Annotated in this window: 22 protein-coding genes, 1 tRNA gene and 1 other RNA gene; 10 read left to right on the plus strand and 14 right to left on the minus strand. The window is 51.2% G+C overall.

Annotated elements, in window-relative coordinates:
* Nucleotides 1-19 precede the first annotated feature (19 nt).
* The 5 genes from H6F86_RS06045 to H6F86_RS06065 form a co-directional block, all read right to left on the minus strand.
* Entirely contained in the window at nucleotides 20-844 is an 825-nt protein-coding gene (locus H6F86_RS06045) for a thiazole synthase (protein WP_190447210.1), read from the minus strand.
* A 12-nt stretch (nucleotides 845-856) separates the two neighbouring features.
* Nucleotides 857-1,585, minus strand: coding sequence for a Uma2 family endonuclease (locus H6F86_RS06050; RefSeq protein ID WP_190447211.1), 729 nt, complete (start codon nucleotides 1,583-1,585; stop codon nucleotides 857-859).
* Nucleotides 1,586-1,670: 85 nt separating this feature from the next.
* Nucleotides 1,671-1,964, minus strand: a complete 294-nt coding sequence (locus H6F86_RS06055; RefSeq protein ID WP_190447212.1) for a hypothetical protein — start codon at nucleotides 1,962-1,964, stop codon at nucleotides 1,671-1,673.
* Between the two features lie 312 nt (nucleotides 1,965-2,276).
* On the minus strand, nucleotides 2,277-2,729 hold the full coding sequence (locus tag H6F86_RS06060; RefSeq protein ID WP_190447213.1) for a nitrate reductase associated protein: 453 nt from the start codon (nucleotides 2,727-2,729) through the stop codon (nucleotides 2,277-2,279).
* Between the two features lie 56 nt (nucleotides 2,730-2,785).
* Nucleotides 2,786-3,340, minus strand: coding sequence for a phosphate-starvation-inducible PsiE family protein (locus H6F86_RS06065; RefSeq protein ID WP_347240092.1), 555 nt, complete (start codon nucleotides 3,338-3,340; stop codon nucleotides 2,786-2,788).
* Between the two features lie 195 nt (nucleotides 3,341-3,535).
* Between H6F86_RS06065 and H6F86_RS06070 the strand changes: the two genes are divergently transcribed.
* Entirely contained in the window at nucleotides 3,536-4,015 is a 480-nt protein-coding gene (locus H6F86_RS06070; RefSeq protein WP_190447214.1) for a DUF4079 domain-containing protein, read from the plus strand.
* Between the two features lie 12 nt (nucleotides 4,016-4,027).
* Here the strand turns inward: H6F86_RS06070 and H6F86_RS06075 are convergent, their stop codons facing one another.
* Complete coding sequence (locus tag H6F86_RS06075) at nucleotides 4,028-8,281, minus strand: hypothetical protein (RefSeq protein ID WP_190447215.1); 4,254 nt, start codon at nucleotides 8,279-8,281, stop codon at nucleotides 4,028-4,030.
* Between the two features lie 306 nt (nucleotides 8,282-8,587).
* On the opposite strand from H6F86_RS06075, the gene H6F86_RS06080 reads away from it, so the two are divergent.
* From H6F86_RS06080 to H6F86_RS06095, 4 genes are all read left to right on the plus strand, one after another.
* Nucleotides 8,588-9,604 carry a fatty acid desaturase gene (locus tag H6F86_RS06080; protein ID WP_190447216.1) on the plus strand — a complete coding sequence of 339 codons (1,017 nt, stop codon included), beginning with the start codon at nucleotides 8,588-8,590 and terminating at the stop codon, nucleotides 9,602-9,604.
* Nucleotides 9,605-9,612: 8 nt separating this feature from the next.
* Nucleotides 9,613-10,509: a DMT family transporter gene (locus tag H6F86_RS06085; protein WP_190447217.1), complete on the plus strand. Its 897-nt coding sequence runs from the start codon at nucleotides 9,613-9,615 to the stop codon at nucleotides 10,507-10,509.
* A gap of 128 nt (nucleotides 10,510-10,637) precedes the next feature.
* A non-coding RNA gene (ssrS, locus tag H6F86_RS06090) (6S RNA) lies at nucleotides 10,638-10,823 on the plus strand.
* A gap of 643 nt (nucleotides 10,824-11,466) precedes the next feature.
* The gene (locus tag H6F86_RS06095; RefSeq protein WP_190447218.1) at nucleotides 11,467-12,702 is read left to right on the plus strand and encodes an MFS transporter; all 1,236 of its coding nucleotides are present in this window, start codon (nucleotides 11,467-11,469) and stop codon (nucleotides 12,700-12,702) included.
* 61 nt (nucleotides 12,703-12,763) lie between these two features.
* Here the strand turns inward: H6F86_RS06095 and H6F86_RS06100 are convergent, their stop codons facing one another.
* Together H6F86_RS06100 and H6F86_RS06105 are read right to left on the minus strand one after the other, a co-directional pair.
* A complete protein-coding gene (locus H6F86_RS06100) occupies nucleotides 12,764-14,239 on the minus strand; it encodes a hemolysin family protein (protein WP_347240094.1) in 1,476 nt (491 codons plus the stop codon).
* 96 nt (nucleotides 14,240-14,335) lie between these two features.
* Entirely contained in the window at nucleotides 14,336-15,001 is a 666-nt protein-coding gene (locus H6F86_RS06105) for a hypothetical protein (protein WP_190447219.1), read from the minus strand.
* 257 nt (nucleotides 15,002-15,258) lie between these two features.
* Between H6F86_RS06105 and H6F86_RS06110 the strand changes: the two genes are divergently transcribed.
* A tRNA-Ile gene (locus tag H6F86_RS06110) sits at nucleotides 15,259-15,331 on the plus strand.
* A 130-nt stretch (nucleotides 15,332-15,461) separates the two neighbouring features.
* Here the strand turns inward: H6F86_RS06110 and H6F86_RS06115 are convergent.
* Complete coding sequence (locus tag H6F86_RS06115) at nucleotides 15,462-15,950, minus strand: hypothetical protein (protein WP_190447220.1); 489 nt, start codon at nucleotides 15,948-15,950, stop codon at nucleotides 15,462-15,464.
* A 229-nt stretch (nucleotides 15,951-16,179) separates the two neighbouring features.
* On the opposite strand from H6F86_RS06115, the gene pyrE reads away from it, so the two are divergent.
* From pyrE to H6F86_RS06135, 3 genes are all read left to right on the plus strand, one after another.
* Nucleotides 16,180-16,815, plus strand: coding sequence for an orotate phosphoribosyltransferase (gene pyrE / locus H6F86_RS06120; RefSeq protein ID WP_190447221.1), 636 nt, complete (start codon nucleotides 16,180-16,182; stop codon nucleotides 16,813-16,815).
* A 726-nt stretch (nucleotides 16,816-17,541) separates the two neighbouring features.
* Complete coding sequence (locus H6F86_RS06130; protein ID WP_190447223.1) at nucleotides 17,542-18,555, plus strand: class I SAM-dependent methyltransferase; 1,014 nt, start codon at nucleotides 17,542-17,544, stop codon at nucleotides 18,553-18,555.
* Between the two features lie 373 nt (nucleotides 18,556-18,928).
* Nucleotides 18,929-19,432 carry a DNA recombination-mediator protein A gene (locus H6F86_RS06135; RefSeq protein WP_190447224.1) on the plus strand — a complete coding sequence of 168 codons (504 nt, stop codon included), beginning with the start codon at nucleotides 18,929-18,931 and terminating at the stop codon, nucleotides 19,430-19,432.
* A gap of 67 nt (nucleotides 19,433-19,499) precedes the next feature.
* Here H6F86_RS06135 and gloB read toward each other — a convergent pair whose 3' ends face one another.
* Entirely contained in the window at nucleotides 19,500-20,273 is a 774-nt protein-coding gene (gene gloB / locus H6F86_RS06140) for a hydroxyacylglutathione hydrolase (RefSeq protein WP_190447225.1), read from the minus strand.
* A 344-nt stretch (nucleotides 20,274-20,617) separates the two neighbouring features.
* On the opposite strand from gloB, the gene H6F86_RS06145 reads away from it, so the two are divergent.
* Nucleotides 20,618-20,821, plus strand: coding sequence for a hypothetical protein (locus H6F86_RS06145; RefSeq protein ID WP_190447226.1), 204 nt, complete (start codon nucleotides 20,618-20,620; stop codon nucleotides 20,819-20,821).
* An 89-nt stretch (nucleotides 20,822-20,910) separates the two neighbouring features.
* On the opposite strand, the gene nblB is transcribed toward H6F86_RS06145, so the two are convergent.
* The 4 genes from nblB to H6F86_RS06165 form a co-directional block, all read right to left on the minus strand.
* Nucleotides 20,911-21,570, minus strand: coding sequence for a phycobilisome degradation protein NblB (nblB, locus tag H6F86_RS06150; protein WP_190447227.1), 660 nt, complete (start codon nucleotides 21,568-21,570; stop codon nucleotides 20,911-20,913).
* Between the two features lie 107 nt (nucleotides 21,571-21,677).
* The gene (locus H6F86_RS06155) at nucleotides 21,678-22,145 is read right to left on the minus strand and encodes a CBS domain-containing protein (RefSeq protein ID WP_190447228.1); all 468 of its coding nucleotides are present in this window, start codon (nucleotides 22,143-22,145) and stop codon (nucleotides 21,678-21,680) included.
* A 234-nt stretch (nucleotides 22,146-22,379) separates the two neighbouring features.
* Entirely contained in the window at nucleotides 22,380-23,426 is a 1,047-nt protein-coding gene (locus H6F86_RS06160; RefSeq protein ID WP_199305119.1) for an S-layer homology domain-containing protein, read from the minus strand.
* 203 nt (nucleotides 23,427-23,629) lie between these two features.
* On the minus strand, nucleotides 23,630-24,436 hold the full coding sequence (locus H6F86_RS06165; protein WP_190447230.1) for an RDD family protein: 807 nt from the start codon (nucleotides 24,434-24,436) through the stop codon (nucleotides 23,630-23,632).
* Nucleotides 24,437-24,440 lie beyond the last annotated feature (4 nt).

Here is a 24,440-nt window from a genome sequence, read left to right on the forward strand (position 1 = left end):
ACACCAATAGCAACACTGCTTAACTTACTGTCCCCGTTGTTGGCGAGCTTGGGCTGGCGTAGATTTTGATGGGAATACGCCCTGCTTGATAGGCGAGCCGTCCAGCGATCGCGGCTAAATGCATCGCGCGTGCCATGCCAGCCGGATTTTGCGCCTGAGCGATCGCAGTGTTAATCAGCAGCGCATCGGCTCCCAGTTCCATTGCCTGTGCGGCTTCACTAGGCACCCCAATTCCTGCATCGACCACGACTGGCACCGTGGCATTCTCGATAATGATCCGAATATTGGCGGCATTATTTAGCCCTTGCCCAGAGCCGATCGGCGAACCAAGCGGCATGACCGTCACACAACCCACGTCTTCTAAACGCTTTGCCAGAATGGGATCGGCGTTGATGTAAGGCAGCACGGCAAAGCCTTCTTTAACGAGTTTCTCAGCCGCTTCGAGGGTGCCGATCGGGTCGGGCAGCAAATACTTGGAGTCGGGAATGACTTCCAGCTTGACGAAGTTGTTGTCTTCTTGACCCAGCAGTTTTGCCATTTCGCGACCCAGACGAGCCACGCGCACTGCTTCGTCTGCGGTTTGGCAGCCTGCGGTATTGGGCAACATCCAGATTTTTGTCCAATCCAGCGCGTCCGCCAGCCCTTCATGACCGGGAGCATTGGTTTGCACACGCCGCACGGCAACGGTGACAATTTCGCATTCGCTGGCAGCGATACTCTGGCGCATTTCGTCAAAGTTGCGATATTTGCCAGTGCCTGTCATCAAGCGTGATTTAAAGGTGCGTCCGGCGATCGTCAATTGATCATTGGCAGCACGGTCTAATGGTCGGTCTAACATTTGCATGGTGATAAAGCCTCAATTCGTCGCATCATTAGGGTTATGTCCGAGCGCCTGTAATTGCGCTTTGAGCCGCTGCACTTCAGCCTCTGCTTGCTGGGCGCGACGTTCGGCAGCATCGGCACGTTGGCGCTCTTGATCAGCGCGTTGGCGTTCGTGGTCTGCCCGCGATCGCTCTTGTTCTGCTCGCTCTGCAATTTGCTCGTAGGTTTCAAAGGGTTGTCCATTGGGACGAATCAGTACGAGATCGCCTTCTGGGGTTAAGCCAAAACAAACGTTTAACCGAGGGCTGACCCAGGCTTCCATTGATTCGATCGCTTCCAGGCGATCGTCCTGACGCAGAAACCCACCCAAGCTGGCGCGATCAGGGTCGTAGATATAGTACTCCTCTACACCATAGCGCTCATAAAACTGAAATTTGCGGGTCATTTCGGGGATGGTGTGACCGGGCGCAATCACCTCAAAAACAACGTGCGGTGGTGTATCGTTTTCGAGCCATTGCTGGTAGCTGGCGCGATCGCCTTTGGGTCGGTCAAACACGACCATGGCATCGGGTGCCTGTCGCAGCTTGTTATCGCCTTCAACGGGATACCAGAGCAAATCGCCCGCAACGAAAACCGATGGGTCGTCAATAAACAACCAATCCAGTCCTTTTTTGATGTACACAATCCACTCAAACTGGATCGTGTTCTCTGCCATTGGCAGTCCGTCTGATTCTGGGTAGATGATGGGCGATGTCGTTACCATTGGCGTTCCTTTCTGCTGCTCTTTCCAGCGTAGATCGTTCCTGCACAGATCACAGCAGAAGTTCTGGTTACGACTTTTGCAACTTTTAAGTATCAGGGTTGCAGACACCTACGTCAAAAATGTCTCGGACGGAGCCACAATCGCTTAGTTTGGTAGCCGCTGCTACGTGTTCGGGTACATGAACCAGGAACGTATAAACAAGCTCCGTGATTTCGTCGTCACTCAGTTGATCGGCTTGCTCCCAGATTTTCGTCATTGCTTCCAAGTCTCCATGCCAATCGGTCATATGAAAGGCGATGTCTTTCGCTGTGTCTATTGGAACTCCAGACGCAGCAAACGCAAGCGCAATTTTGCTTTGCACAATATGACGACTTAACATCCCAGCTACCCTTGCTACATCGTGTTCGTCAAGCTCTCTATTATGAGCGATCGGGGTAAGGTGAGAATGAGAATGGCAGCGATTGTGACTAAGAGAACTTTGCCGCCTGCGTGAAGTTATACAGAGACTTGTGGGATAGCTTTGGGAGATATATATAGAGCCTTACTAAAAGCTTCAGCGTAGTATTAGTAAGCTTACAAAAATATTGATTCAAGTAGTACTTTGAGCAACGTTCTATATTTTCTGTAGGGAGTGCGATCGTGCAAAGTCACACACTAAGAAAGCCAAAACGCTAGGCTTTTTCATCGCTGCTTAAACCACATGAAATTCTTTTAACGCAGGCAGAAAGTTTGCGTTTTCGTGGCTAGAGCGGCTGAGCTTGATGAGTGCAAAGCGCTGGACAGGGGCAAGTGCTGCCCACTGGTCGATCGCGATCACGGCACCATTTTCCTGGGCTTTTTCCTGCACGCTGGTTGGAATCGTAGACTCATCCAGCCATGCGGGTGCAGGATCGATCGCCAAGTCGGTTGCCACTGTACCTGTTCGCTCTTGAATCAACCCCTGCAAAAAATGGCGATATGCTTGCACTTCGGCTTCAGTGTCGCAGGGCAAAGCAATCAGCGATCGGCGATCGTCCTGGTTAAATTGATTCCACTGTGCCAGTTTCAACTTCACACCGCAGGTATCAAGCTTAAGGCGCACCTGCATGGGCACACAGCGGAGCGATTCCACAAAATCGGCTTCAAATTGAAAAAACTGAATCATACGCCAGCACCAACGTCATACGTCTTCTACCTTACACGCCAGCCCGTCTGCCCCTCTCAATCATTAGAGTCATGGTGTCGTGAGCGACGGTTTACACCACGCACAAGCCAATAGCTGATTGCCAGCGATAGCACAGTAAATGCCAGCGCGATCACCTCTAAACCAGCAAGCTTCTCCAAATCCAGAATAATGATTTTTCTAGAGACTGCCACCAGTGATGTTGCAATCACTAACTCGACCTGAATGGCATGATGTTTCAGGTAAGCTGTAATGTTTTCGAGAATCTCTAGTGCAATGAGAACGTTGAGAAATAAACCAAAAATGGTAAAAAGTGCCGTGCCAAGGCGACCGTATGGCTCAGTGGTAAAAACATCTGTAACCAGAAAAAGCAGAAGATCGTAAACTGCCAGCAGGATCACAAAGATCATGGCAACCGACAGCACTTTTGAGATAAACCCTTCAAAGCTTTGCAGTATCTTTGAAAAGCTCTCATCGCTGAAAGCCTTCTGTAGTAAGTGAATGAGCCGTCGCCAAAATCGCATTGCTTGCCTGTCAGTCTTAATGGTGTGAGGATACCCGATGAACCAGATGAGACGCAAATTATTGGTCACGTTTCTAACAGTATCCCGCTGTAGTCACCAGATACCGTAGGGGTACGTTGAATAAGCCCGTTGGAGCGTCATTACAGCGATCGTGGTCAGCCGAAGGTCAGCCAAACTACAACATTCGGTCAAGAGGTCGGTCAAGATGTAAAGTAATCTAAACCGGAACACCGCATCGTTTGACACCGTGGATAAGTGATAACTATGACAAGCCTAAGTGAACTGCTAGAGCCGATCGCTGCCTGGTTTCGTAGTCTGGGTATTCCAGCACCCATCACCCAGTGGGGACATCCCGCCATGATGGGTATTGTGATCTTCGTTATGGGCAGCTATGTCGCCTATGCAGGGTGGCGCGGACGGCTTGCTGCCGACAAAGAAGTGGCTGCCAAAAACCGTGCTGACCATCGCAAACTAGCGCCCCTGATGTTTTTGTTTCTGGCTTTAGGCTACACAGGCGGCGTGTTGTCGCTGGTTATGCAGCACAAGCCTATTCTCGAAAGCCCTCACTTTTGGACAGGCACGGCAGCGATCGGTCTACTGGCAACGAATAGCAGCCTCCCGCTAGCTGGCTTTTGGGGCGACAAATCTGGCTTGCGGATGCTTCATGCCTATCTGGGCACTGTGGCGATCGGCTTGTTGGTTGTGCACACAGCACTAGGCATCAAGCTGGGGCTTTCCCTCTAGCAACATTCACCATCACTCCCAGGCTTCTAGCTCTGTAGACCAATAGTTCATCAAGGTCGAAATTTGGGTGCGGCGGGCTTCAAACGTAGCAGCAATCCAGATAAACGCGATGCCTAGAACGATGCCCATTGACCATAACGGCAGCGATTCGCTGGCAAACCGTGCGACTTGTCGGAGCACCTGAATCATAAAAACAGCCGTGCCAACGAAGAGAAAGGCTCGGATACGGAGTCGCAAGCCCGCCAAAATAAACCCAAGCGCGATCGCAATGCTAAGAATGCCTGGTAGCAGCAGTGGCGCACCCACAATGCCCACTTCTGCTTGATAAAACGCTGTTAGGCAAACTAGCGCCGCTGCCAAACTTCGTAGCAAATGTCGTCTTTCGCGTTCGTTGGACGATCGCAACGCTGGATCAATCTGCGTCAAGTACAGCAATGATGCGCTGAACACTGCCGCGTACCAGAGTGACTCTGTTGCACCAATCTGGTTAAGCCAGCGCAAAAGCGCCCAATCTGCTAGCACCACACCGAGGTAGCTCAAGCGCACTTGTCGCGTTACTTTTGCCAGCCACGCGTAAAATGCGGCGGCAATCAACAAGCTCTGAATGGTAGCCATTCCAGCCGTCAAGAGCGACACAGCAACAGGCAAAAGCGCCATCGATCGTCGCCACGGTTCGCGCTGCCAACCCCAACGTTGCCAGGGAAGCTGGTACAGCCCAAACGCCACGCTAGCCGCGATCGCCCCTCCCCACGCCAGCAGCACCGACTCAGGCAACAACTGATGGAGCAGGTAAGCAAGAGCCGCGAACGCCTCAATGATGCCCGCGTAAGTCCAGGTAAGAAGTGAAGGGGTGGAAGGGTGATGGGGTGAAGGAGTGAAGGAGTAAAGGGGGCTTCCTGCCTCATCAACGCTTGCTTCATGCACGGATTGAATACCGTTCTCCCGTCTCTCTTCTCCCCTCTCTCCTCTCCTCTCTCTCCTCTCCCCTTGCCACCGCTCGTTACCCATGATCAGCGCATAGGCTGCCAGGGTAGCCGTAACGCTAATCCACAGCCATGCACCAGAAGCACTGAGCGAACTAGCAATCGCTGTGGGTAGAAGTGCGCTGCCAAAGCCCCAATGCAAATGCGCGATCGCCGCAACTTCTTGAGCCGTCAGCCGGAGGTAAGGAATGAGCCACCGTTGCAGTAGCCGATTGGCGATCGCGATCGCGGCAGCTAGACCTGCAAGCAACACAATGCCGTCGCCAGCTCTGCCTCCCTCTGCCTGCAAAAGCTGGTAAACGAGCAATTCATAAGCGGCGATCGAACTAACCAATAGCGACAGATACACCAATAACCTGAAGGGCTTTCGTCGCCCGACACCAATGCCCACCAGTGCAGCTGCCAAGGTAAAAAGACCCGTCGTAGCAGTGAAAGAGCGGTGTTGGATCAGCAAGCCAACGAGTGCATAGAGGAGGGGGATAACATGCCAGCTAGAAAAAGGTGAGGGAATGGAGGGGTGAAGGGGTGAAGGAGTAGAAGCAACGGAGGACTGACTGTCGATCGCTGACCGCTGAATTGCGGCCCCTGGAACGCCTCGGCGAACGAGCCACCAATCCCCCAGCAGTTGCGTTCCCAGTCCCAGTCCCAGGTTCGCGATCGCGACAGCATCCAATGCTTTCCCGGTGAGCGCCAAGCTACCTGTAACAACAAGCTCCAGGCTCCAGGCGATCGCGTAGAAGCTAGCATTCTGAGGTTGCCTCCAGGTGCGGTAGCCTGTTGCCACTAGCAGCAGCACAGCTACAGAAAGGTACTGCCAATCAGGTTCTTCCAGCCCGCCGTAAATGACCAAATGACAGAGCGTAAGCAAAAGCAAGGTTGCCACCGCCACTGCGATTGCCCATCTGTCAGTTGCCTTTCGATAAAGAGTTGCCAGGACAGTAGTACGGCGCTGCAACCAACCCCACAAGAGCCAGAGGAGGAGAACGGCGATTGCCAGCAGATTAATGCTTAACTCGATCGTAAGCTGATCCGTCAATGCTTCATAGATTGCAACGGCAGCAAACGCTAATCCAAAGCCCACCGTAACAACGGCCACTGCCAACTGCCGTAGTTGATGCGTGTTAATCAACAGCAGTACGGTAGCTGTTCCCAGACCGATCAGCCGTTCTGGAGCCGAATCAAACAGGAGCACCTGCACCAGAAAGAGCGCCACGACGCTAAACCCGCTTGCCAGCCGTTGCTGTGCCAACCCTCTGCGGCTACCCAGTACAGTCAGCGCGATCGGCGTGATTAACCACATCAGTCCCCCTGTCATGCCATCGGTCAAGAAGGCATTTCGCAACAGCAGGTAGCTGCTAGCTGACAAGACAAGTCCCAGGTGCCAGGTGCTTTGCTGCCAGAGCTGCTTGGCAGTAAGGGACTGCGGCACCGTGGAGGGAGTATCGGGTGCCGAGTGCCGGGTAGCAGGTGGCGATGGCAGGATGAGACTAAACCCCCATTCCACAACCATGCCAATGAGCAACAGACCTGCCCAACTAGTCATGCTCAGGTTTGGGAAGCATACGTGAATAAGAGCGACGATCGCTGCCACACCAGTGGTATGGGTCAGGTAAACCAGGGGTAATTCAGGACGGGTGCGTCCTCGCAAAACGCTGATAAGAGCGAGAGTCGATAGCGCTAAGTTGCACGATCGCGTCAGCCCATTGCCAAAACTCACTGCTGCCAGGGCAACACCTAGGATCAGCGCCAGCAGTTCTGCCTGTTGTGCTAAAGCTGCTTGATGCCAGCGACGTAGGCGAAACGCCAGCCACACAGTCAGTACTAGATAGGGAAAAAACCACAGACCCAGCAGTGCGATCGGCATCGCCTCCGATCCCGCTAAACGGACGCTCGTGGCAATGAGGCGTTGCTGCCAATCGGGTGAAATAACGCGCCACAGCAGCCAAACAGCTTGCAATCCCACTAGCCATCCTGCTGTCAAATATTGCCCCTGCCCCGATCGCCACAGTCGATCGCCCAGTAGCCATAGGCTCAAGCCACTAATTGCGAGCGCCTGCCAGGGTGGTGTCACGGTCACTGCGATCAACCAGCCTGCTAGCAGTAGCCCTGTTCCACCGCGTTGCCAGCCAAGGCGACTTGCATCCCGTCGCCCTAGCCAGCACAGTAACCAGCCACAAATGCCGATCGCTAACCCCAAACGGTCGATCAACACTCCTGCTGCAAAAACGGCACGACCAAGCAGTAGCAGTGTGGCGATCGCGATCGTGATGGTGGAAAGGGTGAGGGAGGGTGAGGAGGAAGGGGTGGAAGAGTGAAGGGGTGAGGGAGTGTTTGAAGACTCCAGTGCTTCCTGTGTTTGAGATTCCCTACTATCAGCACTACCAGATACAGAACTGTCAGATATTGCTGCTGGCTCTGAGTCCTGCCCACGTTCGGCTGAACGCTCATGTCGAAGCCCGGCTCCTAGCTCTCGCTCTTGATAAACCAGTGCGATCGTTGCCCCGATCGTCCCCACGTACGTTGCTACAAGTGGAAAACCTGTCCAACCCCAGCCCCAATGCAACCAACTGAGCGCGATCACTACTCCTAAAGGTAGCCATACTCGCAGCCCAGAGTCCGCACCTCGGCTCCCTACTTCCGCTCTCAGCAGTTGCACCGTAATGCCTGTTAGCACTAATGCTGCGATCGCTGCCGCCACCCAACCCAGCCCGCTTTGCCACAGGCGGAACCCGTCCATCGTCCAAAAGTTGACTGGAATAATCAGCAGAGTCGCGACCTGGAGCATCCGTGCTGTCAAACGCAGATTGGGTTGTCGCCCCGTCCAAACACTCGCCGCCCAAAAAGCCAGCGTATAAGCAAACAAAAGCCCGTATTGTGCAACTGGAGAGAAGTTGCGCCATTGGGTTGCTGCCAGCACTCCTGATGACACCACCACCATAAAAACGCCCAGGAACAGCAGCCAGATGACGCTGACCTCTGCCATAAATGACTGGATACTGCGTGCGACCACATTGGGCGATCGCTCTTTTGCCGCACTTGCCCCCACTAGCTCGGGCACTGCTTCCGTCGCAAAATCATTGGCAATGACAAACGCCTTGCCGCCCGATCGCACTGCAACTGACTCGGACAGTAGACAGGTGAGATGATCCTCGCAAAGCTGCCGCACCATTTCATCCGACAGCAGCCCCAAACGCAGCCAAACGTCTAGCCCTTCCAGAATGGCTGGGTGCGTTGAGCGAACAACCAACTCAAAAATAATCGGGCGATCGAGGGGGGAAGCCATTGTCGTTTAATGCTGCACGGATTAAGGCTGCTGGAATGACTTTAAGATCAAAACCAACTGTTATCTTACTTTGCTTAAAGGATGACACTCGATTCTAGTTACAGGTTCTACAGACAGCTCAAAGCTGGTTAGTTAAGATGATGAATTGATCAGCAGAAGCTTCAAAGCGATTGGCGTGCGATCGTCTGTACTCCAACGCACTAGGCTTTCAAACGAACTAAGCCTTTAGACTGCTCAAGTGTGCTTTTCTAAAGCGTTTTGGGTTCTTTGTAGAAATATGAGAAAAATCAGGGGTTTCAACACGTTATGGCTACTGTCGCGATCGACGTTAACCGCTATTTGCATCAAAAAAAGCCGCTGTGGAATACGCTAGCGATCGCTTACACGCTGGTGAGCTATGTGGGCGGTATTGCACTGTTGCTACAGCCAAACGGCTGGCTGAATGCTGTAGGAGTAGTCTTTTTGACTCACAGCCTGCTTTGTTCGGCATATTTGGCGCACGACTTCATGCACAGCGCTATTTTTGAAAGCAAGGCGTGGAATGTTGCTTTTGGCAACCTGATGCTCTGGCTCAATGGCGGTTGCTATGCCCGTTTTGAAGACTTGGCACGGCTGCATATTGCCCATCATGTCAATCGAGTTGATTTTTGCCGCTTTGACCTGGTGACGTTTTTGCAAGCAATGCCTGCGCCAGTACGATCGCTGCTGCTGGCGTTGGAATGGCTCTACTTTCCCGCATTAGCATTTTTGCTGCGTCTCCGCTCGATCATTGCACCGTTTTGGGACGAGGAGCGTAAAGATGAGCGCTGGCGGAACACTTTTACTTTGCTGATCCGGGGCGGACTGTTCACACTGTTGGCGATCGTGTCACCGAAAGCGCTGTTGCTCTACTTCTTTGCGTATATCGGGATGCTAACCGTACTGCGGTTTGTCGATGCGTTTCAGCATACCTATGAGGTGTTTCCCGTCGGCAGCGAGATTCCAAAGCGCGATCGTGCCCACGAACAGGCAAATACCTTCTCAAACGTGGTGTCATTGCGCTATCGGTGGCTCAATTTGCTCTTGCTAAACTTTGGCTACCACAACGCCCACCATGAGTTGATGAAGTGTCCCTGGTACAGTCTGCCTGACCTCGATCGGGATTTGTTTAACGGTGACGAAGTACACTACATCACCTTGCCCGCCTTGTTGGGTAACTATCATCGCTATCGCCTTTCGCGCCTCTACTCCGGGCAAGGTCATGGTGTCAATGACCAGGGCGAGCACAGCCTAGAGACATTCTATGGTGCGATCGAGGTATCCTTTCTGGTGTTACCGGCTTAGGTGCATTTGTGACCCAGTCTAAAGTTCGGGCATCTTTGCCAGGTATTGGCTTTGGCATTGCTACAGCACTCTTGTTTGGTGGCACTACGCCTCTAGCAAAGCTGTTTCTTAACAATGTGCAGCCATGGATGCTGGCAGGTCTGCTCTTTTTGGGCGGTGGGTTGGGGCTTTTGCCCATCTATGTAGTTCGCACTTATCTCCTTCGTCAGCAGACTGACACCTCCGATCGCTTGCAGCAGCGCGACTGGGGCTGGCTAGCAGCTTCCATCCTGACTGGCGGTGTCATTGCACCTGTGCTGCTAACGTTGGGCTTAGTAAACACAACGGCAGCGGCAGCCTCTTTGCTGCTGAACTTTGAATGTGTCTTCACAGCAGTGTTGGCATGGACGCTGTTTGGGGAGCGCTGGCAGTGGCAGGTTTTTCTCGGCATTGTGGCGATCGTAGCGGGAGGCATTGTGCTGGCTCGTGCCGAGCACTCGGGAGTGGGGATGACGTGGGGCGCACTGCTGATTCTGGGAACCTGCTTTCACTGGGCGCTGGATAGCAATTTCACTAGCAAAGTCGCGACGAAAGATCCCATCCAGGTCGCCATGCTGAAAGCAGGTCTCGCTGGCAGCGTGAATGTGGCGATCGCCCTGTTGCTGGGACAACAGCTACCAGCGCTACCCGTCCTATGTAGCGTTTTAGTCGTTGGCTTCTTTACCAGTGGGCTAACGCTGGTTTGCTTTGTCATGGCGTTGCGACATCTGGGTGCGCCGCGTGCCGGTGCCTACTTTGCTCTGTCACCCTTTGCTGGAGCCACCGTTTCAGCGCTGTTGCTTAGGGACAATATCAACACTTCGTTCGCGATCGCTGCCGTTTTGATGGCAGCAGGAGCCGGTTTATGTGCAAGAATCACAGATTAGTCTTAGGAGGTAGAACTGCTTCTGTATCGTTGTTTGAATCTGTAGCAGCGCCATTTTGAGGGCAAAAGTTGAAACGGCGATCGAGGGATGTAGGCAGTTTGCAGTTTTAGCCGTTAAAATAATGAAAGGTTCTTCTGCGACGTTGGTGACTGCCAATAACGTTTTTTGATCTATTCCTTTTGAACATGGGAACCGACCGCTGGACGGCAGTATACCGGGCTTGTACTCGGAAACTTTAAGTCACAGCACATTGGTACCCACCTGGTGTTTTAACCAGGTCAAAAACTGAGGTAAGACGGCGTTGCGGGGAGCCTTAACAAGTTTTTTGGGATAGGGGCGCATGAAAATGTGCCCCTATTTCTTTTTAAACCGTTGGCTTAAATCGTTTGGAAATGTGGCACGAATGCTGGCTGGCATCGACACTGAATCGAGCGTTCTCTGAACAGCCACGTTCTCTAAGTCAAACTTCAAGCTAAATTTCACGGCTGCAAGAGACCTACTGGTGTAGCTATATTGTTAAGAAATCTTCATCATAGAGAGGAGACGTTGACGTTAAACGCGGTGCTAAGTAGGAGGGCTAAATTAAGCATTACTTAGAGACTAGGTTTCGACTGCGCCCAACCCACTTACACATAAAATGGAGAGCATTGAGACTTCGACGTGAGCTTTCGACCTGAGTGCTCAAGCTTCAACGTGAGTTTAGCCGAAACGTCGAACGCAAAGTCGAAAGGCAGCTTATCAATCATTACGCCCAGCTATTGAGTAACATCTTTCCTTCGCTGCTGGCTAGTTAAACCTCATCTTATTTAAGGTGAGTTTGTAACTGGTTGACTGGCAAAGCGCCCTCACCTTCATCCCCTTGCTTGAATGCCCAAACGATTAGATTGAAGGCAGTACAGGTAAGGCTTGGGAAAGAGTTGCCAGCCCATCAGATTCGTTAGATAGAGGACAACAGTCTTGAAAGTTTTTAGCACTCTAGAGCCAGCAACCCGCCGCAACCTGTTGCTCTTGTTTGCCGTTGGGTTACTGTTCTGGGCAAGTTTGGCAGCGTTACTGCCAACGCTACCGCTTTACATTCGTGATGTAGGCGGCACAAAGTCTCAGATTGGTGTAGTGATGGGAGCGTTTGCGGTTGGGCTACTATTGTTTCGTCCGTGGCTAGGACAGTTAGCCGATCGCCGTGGTCGTCAGGTGGTGTTATTGATTGGTCTAGTTGCGGCGGCGATCGCACCTCTTGGCTACCTGGTAACCCAATCGATGCCACTCCTGATTGCGGTTCGGGCGTTTCATGGACTCAGCATTGCAGCCTTCACTACCGCTTACAGTACGCTAGTTGTAGATCTATCGCCACCGTCAAATCGGGGTGAGGTGATTGGCTACATGAGCCTGGTGAATCCAGTTGGAGTGGCAATTGGACCTGCGATCGGTGGCTTTTTGCAAGAGTGGGCAGGGTATACGCCGCTCTTTTTGCTATCAACTGGATTAGGGGTTGTGGGGTTTGTAGGCGCCCTATGGATTCAAGCACCTGTACCTGTTGCTCAACCGATAGCAAGCACAAGCAAAACTACCCTTTGGCGCTTGCTGTGGAGTCCACGGCTGCGAACACCCACGCTGACATTGATGCTTGCAGGGATGGCGTTTGGCGTTTTGAGTACATTTGTGCCGCTATTCATTCAAGAAGCTGGGGTCAACCTTAATGCGGGGCTATTCTATACGGCAGCAGCCGTCGCAAGCTTTAGCGTCCGGCTGTTAACAGGGCGTGCCTCCGACCGCCACGGGCGTGGGCGGTTTATTACGCTTGGTCTGCTGCTATATGCCGTGACAATGCTGCTGTTGTGGTCTGCTCGCAGTACGGATGTTTTTCTGCTGGCTGGGCTGCTCGAAGGGGCAGGTATCGGTATCTTTTTGCCGCTGATGATTGCGCTGGTTGCTGACCGCTCGGAGGCGCACGAACGGGGACGAGTTTTTTCTCTATGCGTCGGTGGTTTTGATCTCGGCATTGCGATCGCCGGTCCAACACTGGGGCTCTTTGCTGAACAAATTGGCTACCGCGGGCTGTTTGGGCTGTCGAGTGGTCTAGTCTTCCTGTCTGTGATCGTTTTTGTGACTCAGAGCAGCAAGACATTAAGCCAATCGCTCCGTTTTGCATTCGGTGAAGGTAGAGACTTTTACGCGCTTCCTCATGGCAAGTAGTTAGTCAAGGCTGCCTTAACAGGACATTAAAGACAGTGCTACGACTGAATGTCGGCATGAGTTAAAGAAACAGCGAATGATCTGATTCTTCAGGTCGTTTCTCTGAAGTCTGCGTGTGCGCGTGTTCACCATCCTCCGCCTCAGTGGCGGTAAAGTCGCTTAGATTAGTCTCAGCAGCTCCCAGGCGATGAATTTGGATTTGGTGTAAACGAGGACCTTCAGCCGAGATGATGGTGAACTCAGCATCGCCGTAGTGCAAGTTTTCGCCAAGCTGTGGAATTTTTTGGAGCTGAAAAAGGACAAAGCCGCCAAGCGTCTGGTAATCATCGGCTAACGGCAATTCCAGATTTAACGCCTCATTGACTTCCTCTAGGTCGATTTGCGCCTGGACTAGGAACGTTCGCTCATCCAAAATCTGAATGCTTGCTGTATCATCATTGTCAAGTTCAGCCGTATCGCCCAAGATCTCAGCAATCAGATCTTCGATCGTCACTAGACCTGCTGTACCACCATATTCATCAACGACCATCACCATTGGCTGGCGCGATCGTTGCATCAGCGGTAGTAGCTCGCTCAGCAGCATATATTCTGGTACAAACCGAGCGGGACGCAACCAGTCTCGAATAGGGCTGTCCAGGTTGAGTGCTTCCTGCGCGAGTGGAGCAGCTAACTCCCGAAAATGAAGCAGTCCGCGCACATCGTCCAGTGACTCACCCACTACTGGATAATGCGAGTGCCCTGACTCAGCAACTTCTTCGAGAAACATCTTGAGTGTGGCATCGTAGGGAATGGCAGCAATGCTGGTACGCGGCACCATGACTTCACCCGCTGACACATCGCCAAACTCAAAGACATTGCGTAACAATTGCCGCTCTTCTGCTTCCAACCCAGTGGACTCGCTCGACATGGCAATGATGAGCTGGAGTTCTTCTGGCGTCACCTGATTTGACCAGCCCTGTCCGGTATATTGAATGCCGCCTAACCGTAGCAACAGCCGAGTCGATTGGTTCAAAATCCAGATAAACGGGTGAAAGATGCGGGCGATCGCCAAACTAGGAGCCGCAAGAGACCGCGCCAGTTGCTCCGAATACAGGAGTGCGACAGCCTTAGGGCACAACTCACCCAGCACAATTTGCAGGTAAGCAAGCAGCAAAAACGTGATGGGGGTGGCGATCGAATGGCTGAGCACATGCCGATTGTTTTCTGCTAGCGGTAGCTGGCTCAACGAATTGGCAACCAGACCTGCCATCGCGTTTTCCCCAATCCAGCCCAGCGCTAAACTTGAAAGCGTAATACCCAGTTGGGTTGTAGACAGTAAGCGCTCAATACTTTGCTGTAGGTTCTGTACAGTGCGTGCCTGAAGATCACCGGCATCGACAAGCTGATTAATGCGCGATCGTCGTACGGAAACCATTGAAAACTCAGCCGCTACAAAGAACGCATTGATAGCAATCAGCAGTAGCACAGCTGAAAGACGCGCCACTATGTCTGACCAGGTGAAATTTGTCGTAGGGGGGGTAATTAACCCGATCGGGATGACGAAACGATGAACGACAAAGCTAAGGGGCAAGCAGCCTATCAGGTGTAGCACGGTCGAAGGATCTCTCCTAGAGGGGTATGGAGCGAGAAACTTCTACCGAACAATTGGTACATTCGGTAACTGAAGCTGAAGCTGCTTGTCGGGATAGCTGCTGAGGGAAAGAGCGACGTTTTTTACCCCTTCAAGGGACGTAGCAGGAATGCTAATCGTGCCAGGAAAGGCACCGCTAGACGCTGGCAGTTCCGCAGGCAAGCCATCAGTCGTGGCTTTAAGGGTTTGCCCTTTCTCATCCGTGATCGTCAACGCATCATAGACAAACTGTACTGGCTGCTGACCTTCATTGCGAAGGCTAACCGCCAAGACAAAAAGCTCTCCCTGTTGACGCGCCGATTTAACTTCTAGTACAACGTCCTGGCTTTTAGTGGTCAATGGAAATTGCGGCACAGCACCTTGAACGATCGGTGCTTTCGCAGCAGGTGGTTCAGGCGGGCTAACCTTCGAGCCTTTCGCCGCACTGCCATTCATACGGGCTTTAACATTAGTAATAATTGTGTTTTCTGGCAAAACAGTGAGTCCTTCTCGCCGAGCAGCACCTGTTTGCCCCCCAGCCTTATTGTTCGTGGGGCGAGTATCTGGCTGCGTAATGCCTTTGAGTGCTTCTCGCCCTAGCGCAGTGCCCCACGAAGCGCTGATTAATCCGGCGGCGACCATCGACACCAGAAGAATCAAGGTCAGTGCTACGGTGGAATTCAGTTTCATGAGCTGGTGTTGGGTAAGCTGAGGGCAATGAGCTGAGGGTAAGAGCGCTAGCTAATGCGTTCTAGTTAATGCGTTAAGGACGATCGCTCTAATTCTAGACACAGACGCTCATGATGCAGCATAAAATTTTTAAACGACTGGAATTTTTGCAGTAAAACTTTGAGGTAAGGGCATTGACTCTGCCCTTCTCAGCTAACCAAAGCGTAAACCAGGAACGGCTGAAGCAAGTCAAAAAAATCGAGGTACAATAATGGCACCCAGGGTTGGCCGAGCGGTTTAGGCAGCGAACTCATAATTCGCCCCAGGCAGGTTCGACCCCTGCACCCTGGATTTACAAGTTCAGCATCAAACGCATAGAACTAAACGCATAGGGACGCACAGCGAAGGCATTCCTCACTCTGCGTCCCTATGACTTATTACTCAAGAGCCTTATAACAAACGATCGCGGTTCAAGCGTAACTTACCAGAGTGCGGGCACTTGAGGTCTGGTTTGCAGTGGCGTTGGTCTCGGTGGGGTAGAGTCGATAGGAGAAAAAGTCGTTGCTGGCGGCAGCGCCGTTTCAACTGGCAGTTCTCGAATGGATAGATTAAATTGGTTGGGCAGATCAGGCGTACGAACCACAGGACGGCTTGACATCTGACGCGCCAACAGATCCTGGTAGAAGTCAAAGATTGCTTTGCCATCGCGAGCAATTTCGTTCTCTGGGAAGGAATTGCGGATGAGAATGCCAGGACCAAAGATATAGCTTACCTGTCTGGGAATGGAGCGATTGCGAAAATAGTCGCGATCGTTGGAAAACTGTACGTCGCTTAATTGATCAGGTATGTTGTTGGGCACCCCAGTAGTAGGAAGGTCAAAGTCTTGCTGTGCACTCACGGCTGAGGCAGTAACAGTAGAGAGTGCTATGACTGCGAGCCCAATAATTGTACTCTTGTAGCTGATGCCCATAAAAACACTCCTCAATAGTTTGATCTGTGGATATTTGTGCTTAAAACTAAGCTAAGACTCGGATGGCTGATCGTTAAGCTGGTAACTCAAAATCAGTTGGTGACTCAAAACGGTTAGGCTCAGACGCTTTGTATCCGATTGCTATCACCGCACTTGCTAATCTATTGATTGCAGTCTACCCAAACTTATGCCCTAGTCTGCATCAATTCTACTGAGTTTACGCAAATCTATGACCAAAATTGATCGATCATTAACCGATGCGCCGCAGTCGATTGCGACCGTTGATTTAAGTACCTTGCGCCAGCAACTTTTGGATTTATTTTGTCAGGTTGCTTATCAAGAAGGAGACTTTTTACTCACCTCCGGTCAACGGGCAACCTATTACATTAACGGCAAGCAAATTACGCTTCATCCCCAGGGCGGTTTGGCGGTGGGTCGTTTGTTGCTGCCGTTGCTGCCGGAGGGAACGCAAGCTGTAGCTGGGTTAACGCTAGGAGCCGACCCCATTGTGACGGCTGTCAGCGTAGTGGCTGCCTATGAGGGGCGATCGCTGCCTGCCCTAATCATCCGCAAAGAAGCAAAGGGGCATGGCACTCGCGCCTATATTGAAGGTCCTGGCTTGCCGGAGGGTAGCGCCATTACCGTGTTGGAAGACGTTGTTACCACTGGGCAATCTGCACTCAAAGCGGTAGAGCGTTTACAGCAAGCGGGCTATCAGGTGAATGGTGTAATTTCGCTGGTTGATCGTCAGCAGGGTGGCGCGGAGCTCTACCAAAAGGTTGGTCTACCTTTTCAGGCTATTTTTGCGATCGCAGAAATCCAACAGCGATCAGCAGAGTTAAGGGAGCAAGCAACAGCAAGTTGAAACGCTACATTAACTTACAGAGCAGTTCGCCAGCCTAAGCGCTCTAGATTTTGACGCTGACCGCAAACAATAGTGTTCGTACTTGGGCAAACAATAGTGACGCTTTGATGGAGGTCAATGGTGCGGATGTAGCAGTCCGCTGCTTGCTTTATATATTGATCGCACACTACTTTCTGTCCAACTTTCCAGCTCATTATAAACGTCTGCACATTACTTACTGCTAGCAGCATAGAGTGGGTTACAACTAGAGCGCATCCTGCAATCGTCAACCGCTTGAATGGTTTGGTGTTGCTACAGTCAGGTGATTCGTTTCTTCATTTGAATCTTCTAGATAACGAACTATAGAACTGGTTAGCTGCCAAAAGTTCTGAAACTCTTATGCTTCTATTGTTAAAACTAGTGACTCCTAAGGTCTAGGACTTGGATTGAGTATGGAACTCAAACAAACTAAAGATGGGTTAGGTTGAGCAGACTTTCGCATGGCATGGTATGAGCAGAATTAAATCCAGTGCCCTATCCCTTTCAGCAGGGCAGAATCACTGCGGTGCCAAGAACCTTGCAAGCCCGAAGTTCTATATTTTTGATGAGAATTACGCTCAAATTTGACGAATGCCCTTATGATCTAACCCGGTCACGCTTGTTGGCTTGATGCATTTACCTGAACGTTGGTCGGTTTTCCTCTTTAGTCAAGCAACAGCTAGAACGTCGTATGAAGTTGGCACAAAAATGTCTGAAATTACTACGGAAGAATCGCTTCAAGTTTCAACATCATTAGTGACTGGGGTGTCAGAGGAACAGCAGCCATCTAATGATAACAATCCCTGGAATGCCGATACTCCTGTCTCTTACAGTGAGATGTGGCTGGGTTCAGAAGAATGTATCCAATACGTCCAGAACAAAATTGCAGGGGAGCCTATTCACTGGCTAACTTATGCTGTAAAGCGCTATATGGCTTCGGCTGTAGGGCTTACTGCTTTTACGAAACCCCCAAGGGATTACAAGTGCCTTATCTTAGGAGCGAATGAAGGTTTCGTCGAGCGATCGTTGCGGGCACATGGCTTTGTTGGCGAGATTGTCGCTTCAGATATTGCTGATAAAGCCCTTAAGCGTGCCGAAGCTGCAAGCCAAGCACTAGGCTACACCGACATCACTTATGTTATCGCCGACCTCAACACTGCTACTTTTAAGGACAAATTTGATTTCATCATTGCAGAAGGTGTGTTGCATCACATTGAGCAGATTGAACGTTGCCTTGAGATGCTGAATCAATGCCTAACTGATGATGGTGTCATGATCGCGGTCGAGTTTGTGGGTCCCGTACGCTTTCAGCTCCCACCAGAACAGGTACGCTGGATTAATGCCGCTCTCGCTGTTGTGCCAAAGACGTTTCGTCCTTTTCCTCGTGATGAGGAAGCGTATCTTCCAGCTACGGCTGCCGAAAATGCTGTGGTGTATTACGTTGCGCCTTCAGAGGAATCAATTATTAACTTTGACCCATCCGAAGCGATCTGCGGACCAGCGCTTAAAGCTCTTCTACCAGAAGTGTTTGAGCTGGTTGAAAAGAAAGGCTTTGGAGGCACACTGTTGTCTTACATGACAGGTCACTTCGACTTTAAACGATCAAACCACGATGAGGTTGCTCGGTCTTGGGTTAAAGTGCTTCTTCAAATTGAAGAAACGCTCATTCAAAATGGCATCTTGGATGATGAATTTGTTTTCTACGTGCTGAAAAAGAAGTAGCCCTAAAGTAATGACGTTTTCACTTATGGCTCTCCACTAATATTTGAGCGTAGACAACTTCCAAAGCGACCATAACCAGATCGAAGACATTCGATCGTGCTTTGGGTAAATTGATAGGCAATCTATGATAGTGGCGGTTGCAGCACCAGAGCGCTATCACCAGCTTATAATCACTTCTTTACTGCCCCACGGAGTAATCGTCTTAGCGACCTATTAGTGAGCGCTTGCTAGGGTGACACAGCTGATAGCTAACGCTGTGTTGTGGCTTTTAGCATGCTGAAACAACCTTCTTCAATCTGATCAACGGTGTTGAGGCGCTGCAACACTAGCGCCGTCTGCTAATATATTTAAGTTGTTCAGGTTGATAGCATCGTTGAGTCAGTCCATAGACCTGCCCAAGGTAGACGATTTTTTACAAGAACTGGCGACCATTCAGCAAACAGGCGCGAAGCGCATTGCGCTGCTAGGCTCTCGTCACGTTCCCATTACGCATCAGAACTTGATTGAAATGATGAGCTACGCCCTGGTGTTAGAGGGCAACCGCTTAATTACGTCTGGTGCTACAGGCACAAATCAGGCGGCAATTCGAGGTGCGATGCGGGCAGACCCAGCGCTGCTAACGGTAATTTTGCCGCAAAGCATGGAACGCCAGCCGCGTGAATCGCGCGAACAGTTAGAGCAAGTCATGCATCTGGTGGAAAATCCCGGCAACAATACCCTGTCTTTGGCAGAAGCAAGCGCACTCTGCAACTCTGAAATCATCTCGCGCTGTCAACAGCTTATTTGTTTCGCCTTTCATGACAGCCAAACTCTCCTCACAACCTGTCATGAAGCCGAAGACCAGCGCAAGATCGTGACGTTGTTTTACTTCGATTAGGCGATCGCTCAAGCGCTTGAGCTTGCTGTGGCTACCTAATTCTTTCAGAACGTTGGGAAGCTTGTGTTTAGAAGCACTCTTTCATGCCTCGTAAACGGGCGAAGGTCTGGATGTCATTTTCAGCGTTAACAATCCCTCGTAGCCCCAGATCATCCCACCGCAAAAAGGGATTGGTGCGCTTCTCTACACCTAAATTTGACGGAATGGTGGCTTCGTTATGACTACGAGCAGTTCTCACCGCTGCTAACCGCTCTTGTAACGCTATATTCGTGCGATCGACTGTCAAAGCAAACTCCAGGTTCTTCAACGTGTATTCATGGGCGCACCAAATGCGCGTTTTGTCTGGTAAAGCGCGGAGTTTACTGAGGGAATCGACCATCTGCGTTGGCGTGCCTTCAAACAGCCTGCCGCACCCACCTGCAAACAGCGTATCGCCACAAAAAAGCTCGCCTGGTTCGTCCACTGTAGTGGGCGCAAAGTAGTAGGCAATGTGAGCGCGAGTATGACCGGGTACAAAGAATACTTCGGCGCTGCGGTTAGCAAAAGAGACACGATCGCCCTCCTGCAAAAAGATTGTTTGTCCGGGTATTCTGCCCCGGTCTTCTGCCCCACCATAAACGACAGCTTCAGGAAACTGCTGCAAGAGTCTAGTGTTGCCGCCCACATGATCTGAATGGTGGTGCGTATTGAAGACTGCCACTAGCGTTGCGCCCAGCTCTTTCAAACGTTCTAGCACAGGGCTTGCCTCCGCCGGATCGACAACGGCTGCAATGTTTTGCTCTGGCTCATGCAGCAAAAAGATGTAATTGTCAGAGAGCGCCGAGAGCCGATAAACCTGCATGGCTAAATATCCTAAAGTAGTTGCTACCCGCTTACCTTAGCAAACAGATGAGAAAACGCGGTGGCAGAGCATTGCCATAACTTCATTAATGCTTCATGATGCTGACCCCTACGATCGCACAGTCTCCATAGAACTATTGCTACAAGAGGCTTAGCGGTGGGAATAATCAATCTATTAGCAACTACTAAGGGACACGGATTAAAGACACGAATTAAATAGAGTTACATTCTTCATGTGAAAGCGCGGCATTGTGATGCCCCTACAGCTTGTGAGGTCTACAGATATTTAATTCAGCATCCTAAATTCAGAACCCTAAAAACGCACTGGGTTAAAAAGGGGGCATCATGCGGAGCATTCAAGGTCAGCCAAAGGCAACACTTTATCAACTGGTTGATCACATTCTTGCGGCTGGTGAAATAAGTCGGCAGGATCATCTGCAACTCACCTCCATTCTGCTGGCTGAACAAAAACTTCTGGATAGCGAACGCAACAAAATCAACCGCATTTTCGATCAAATCAGTACTGGTCGTCTAAAACTGATTAATTAAGCAGCCTTACGTTCCGATGCCTCGGTGTTTTGATCACTGTGTAGATGGGGCGTTGCAAGCAACGCCCTTTTTTTGCCTATTTTGAGGTTCTACTTTTTGAGGTAATTGCGGGCTTCCTGGGCGACCTGCTCCATGTCGTCTTGAGCCAGTGTTTCTAAAGTGGCTTGACCCGTCGCATGATCCAGGTGGGCGAGTGCCTGCACGACTCGATAGCGGATTTGCCAATCGGGATTAGTTGCAAACGGGATGAGCAGTTGAATGGCGCGATCGTCGCCTAATTCGCCTAAAGAGCCGATCGCTGCCGTTTGCAGCAGCTCGTTATCAGACTTCAGCGCTTCTTCTAACAAACCAAACGCCCGATTGTCGCCCAGTTCGCCTAACGTCGCTACAATGCTGAACTTCACCAACCATTCAGAGGTCGTGTGATAAAGCTGTTGCAGATCATCAAACACCTCAGTTAACTGGAGTGCCCCGATCGAATCAGCAGCGGCTGCCTGCACGTCTGTTTCTTCGTCATGCAGGCGCTCGCGTAGGATGGTTGCCACCTGAGGCAAATCTTGCTGTCCCAGCGTAGACAATTGACTGACTGCCGCGTAGCGTACACGCGGGTTGCTATCTTGAATGGCAACCTGAATTAACTTAAAGCCGATCGATGGTTCCAATTGTCTGATTTGGTTCACTGCTCGCAAGCGATCGCCAAAATCCGACGACTCCAACAACACGCCAACCGATTCAGGTGTAATACTCATGCTGATCAATCTCGTTTTTTAATAATGATTTATGGGTGAGGAGTACCGAATGAGGAGTCAGTAGTGAATGCTCAGAAGCAAACTAACTCAAAACTCAAAACCGTCCCTTAGCCGTCCTGCTCTGCTGCCATAACCCGAATAACGTCACCACGGGTAAGAATGCCAACCACTTGCCCTTTAGTATCCAGCACTGGCAGACGATGAATTTTATGGTCGTGCATGAGTTGTGCGGCTTCCCGTAGCGATTTTTCAGGAGTGACAGTAATCGGCTTTTGGCTCATGACTTCCTTAACGGTTTGCCCCAGCGCCTTATGCAAATCGCGCTCGTATTGTCCGGGGTTCTCTAAATAGATCACACTGTCTAGCAGCATGATATAAGGCGGCTGTTTTACTCCGGTTTCGCGCCACATAAGGTCAGTTTCAGAAATGACCCCAACAAGTTTGCCTGTGTTGTCAACAACAGGTAAACCGCTGATCTTCCGATCGGAAATTGTCCGAATAACTTCTGTAAGCGGTGTCTCAGGTGTGACAGTGATGGGGTCACGGGTCATCACATCGGCAACGGTTTTGGGCATACTGCTTCGGCACTCTCGTATCGTTTGCTGGGGCGATCGCTAAACAGGTTGTAGGCATTCAAGGGTCTGTAGAGGCATTACTCCAGCCTAGGGAAACCCCTTTAGCCTGCCCTCGTCCAGATAGCGACTGCTCTAAAATCATTGTAGGGAACTGTGAAGACCAACCCGACGCGATTCATAGGATGTTACAGACAGGATGACGACTGTTCCATACGGTCATTGGTTCAAACACTCTTAAGGCTTGGAAGGTATCTTAAGTGCATCCTGAGCCGACTGCCCATCACCCTGAAAGCCAAAATACCAGAGCGCAGCAGCAGCTTCGGCACGAGTGACCGCCTTCTTGGGTTGCAACAAGGTGGTGTAACCAAATGCACGTCGAAGATTGGCTAAATCGCCGTTTTGGAAATCGGCTAACACCGCTCGCATCGCTTTAGGGTCGATGCGGGCAGCATCTTGAAAGCCCCAGGTTTGCTTGATGGCATCCAGACTGGCAGTTGGCAGCGCTTGACGAGTATCCGCCGGTACTTTCCAGAGAATAAGCGCTTCACGGGTGAGCGGCGCATCGGGACGAAAGGTAACAGTCGTGCTATCACCTGTTAACGAACTGGGAATCAAGCCTGCTTCTGCTAACCCCTGAATGGCTGGAAAGTCAGGGTCTTGGCGAGGCACGTCCTGAAAGGCAGGTTGGACGGCATCGGTACTGAGGCGAATTTGCTTAGCAGGTTGGGCAGCGTAGAGCCGATTGTTTGCCGCTACTAGCCAGCGCACGTAATCACGACGAGTGATCACGCTATTGGGTTCAAACAGTGTCTTTTCTTTTGCCTGGTTGGCTTTACTGCTGCTTGCTGGTGTGAGAACGCCCAGTTGTGCCAAATCTGACACATATTGTTGTAGCGCTTTAGGCGCTTTCGTTAGGTCACTAAAGGCGATCGCGCCATCTGTCCCTGTCGCTTGCCCACCATTTGAGTTGTTAGACGCAGTGGTGGTATCAATACTGCCATCAGAATTGCCAGACGCACCAACCACTGTACTGTCTGAGAAGGGAGGGATGCTAGCTTGGCTACCGTTTGTCTGAGGCGTGACCGACGGGGACGGACTCAACGTTGGTGTAGGTGTTTCGCTGCCCTGAATGGATGGTTGAAAGGGAGGTGTTGCGCTTACCGTTGGGGTTTCAGTTGGTTGAGAAGACGCATTTTCTTCTAGTTTAGGGTCAGCAGCAAAGGATTGTTCCAGCGATTCACCAAGCGAACTGTTTGCACAGCTTGTCAGGGGAATTAACAAGCAAGCAGTGAGGAGTAAGGAAGCAGGGGAACGGCTTAGAAACACAACACACGATCGGGCAAGGGGGCAATTTCTACACTAGCGTAGATTGCTCCGGTCTGTAATTTGCAGCCTGTGACTCGCAGCTTGCTACTATCACCAATCGTTGGGGCTACGCAGCACTGTCTAACTGATGGTTGCACCGACTGCATTACCAATTCTGGCTAACCTCGATCGCTAAATCCCCTCCCTGCCATCTGCTGATACGCCTCATAGACGGCTTCGAGAAATTGGTCAGGCGTAGTATTGGGGGGAATAGTTTCGAGCGCAATGACCGTCCGAAGCTGCCGTGCCAGATTCATGCTCAGGTCGTTTTTGGCTTGGGTTTCCATCGTGCGTCGTCGTTGCAGGTAGGCGCGGACAACGGCAAAGTCATCAGGCAGTAGTTGGTTCAGATCTGCCAGCTTGGGTAGATCGATCGCCAGTTGCTTTGCTGGGTCAGAAATGGTCAGCGTGGCTTTGCGATCGCCCCGTTGTTCCTGTACGACGAGCGTTCCAGCTGCCCAATCGCCCAGTCGTTTTTCTTGCTTGCCTAGGAGAATGAAGAAAACGCCAATGAAGAAAAGGTCATCTAGTGGTCGCAATAAAGCACGCATTGCGGCTTGCGCTAGCCCAATCGGTCTACCATCATCGCGGATGACGCGAATTTTGGTCATGCGTTTGCCGGGGGTTTGCCCTTGCCAAATGACCTCAAAAAAAGCGAAGTAGCCTGTAAAGAGGAAGAAACTGATCAGTAGCGCGATCGCCAGTAGCCAGAGTGGAGCTGAGGCGTAGCTGAAATTGGCTTGGCTCAGATAGCTCATCAGTCCAAGGCTAAACACGCTCCAGATCGCCCAGAAGCCAACCAGCAACAGACCCAAAATTTGGTAGTCAATCGCTAATGCCAGCGTGCGATTGCCGATACCTGCCAGCGTAAACTCTAGCTCGATGCTTTCTGGTGTGGATAACGAAACTCGGTTGAAGAAACGCATGGGG

Origin of the sequence: Phormidium sp. FACHB-592 (assembly GCF_014695795.1) — a bacterium.
Lineage (GTDB): Bacteria > Cyanobacteriota > Cyanobacteriia > Leptolyngbyales > Leptolyngbyaceae > Stenomitos.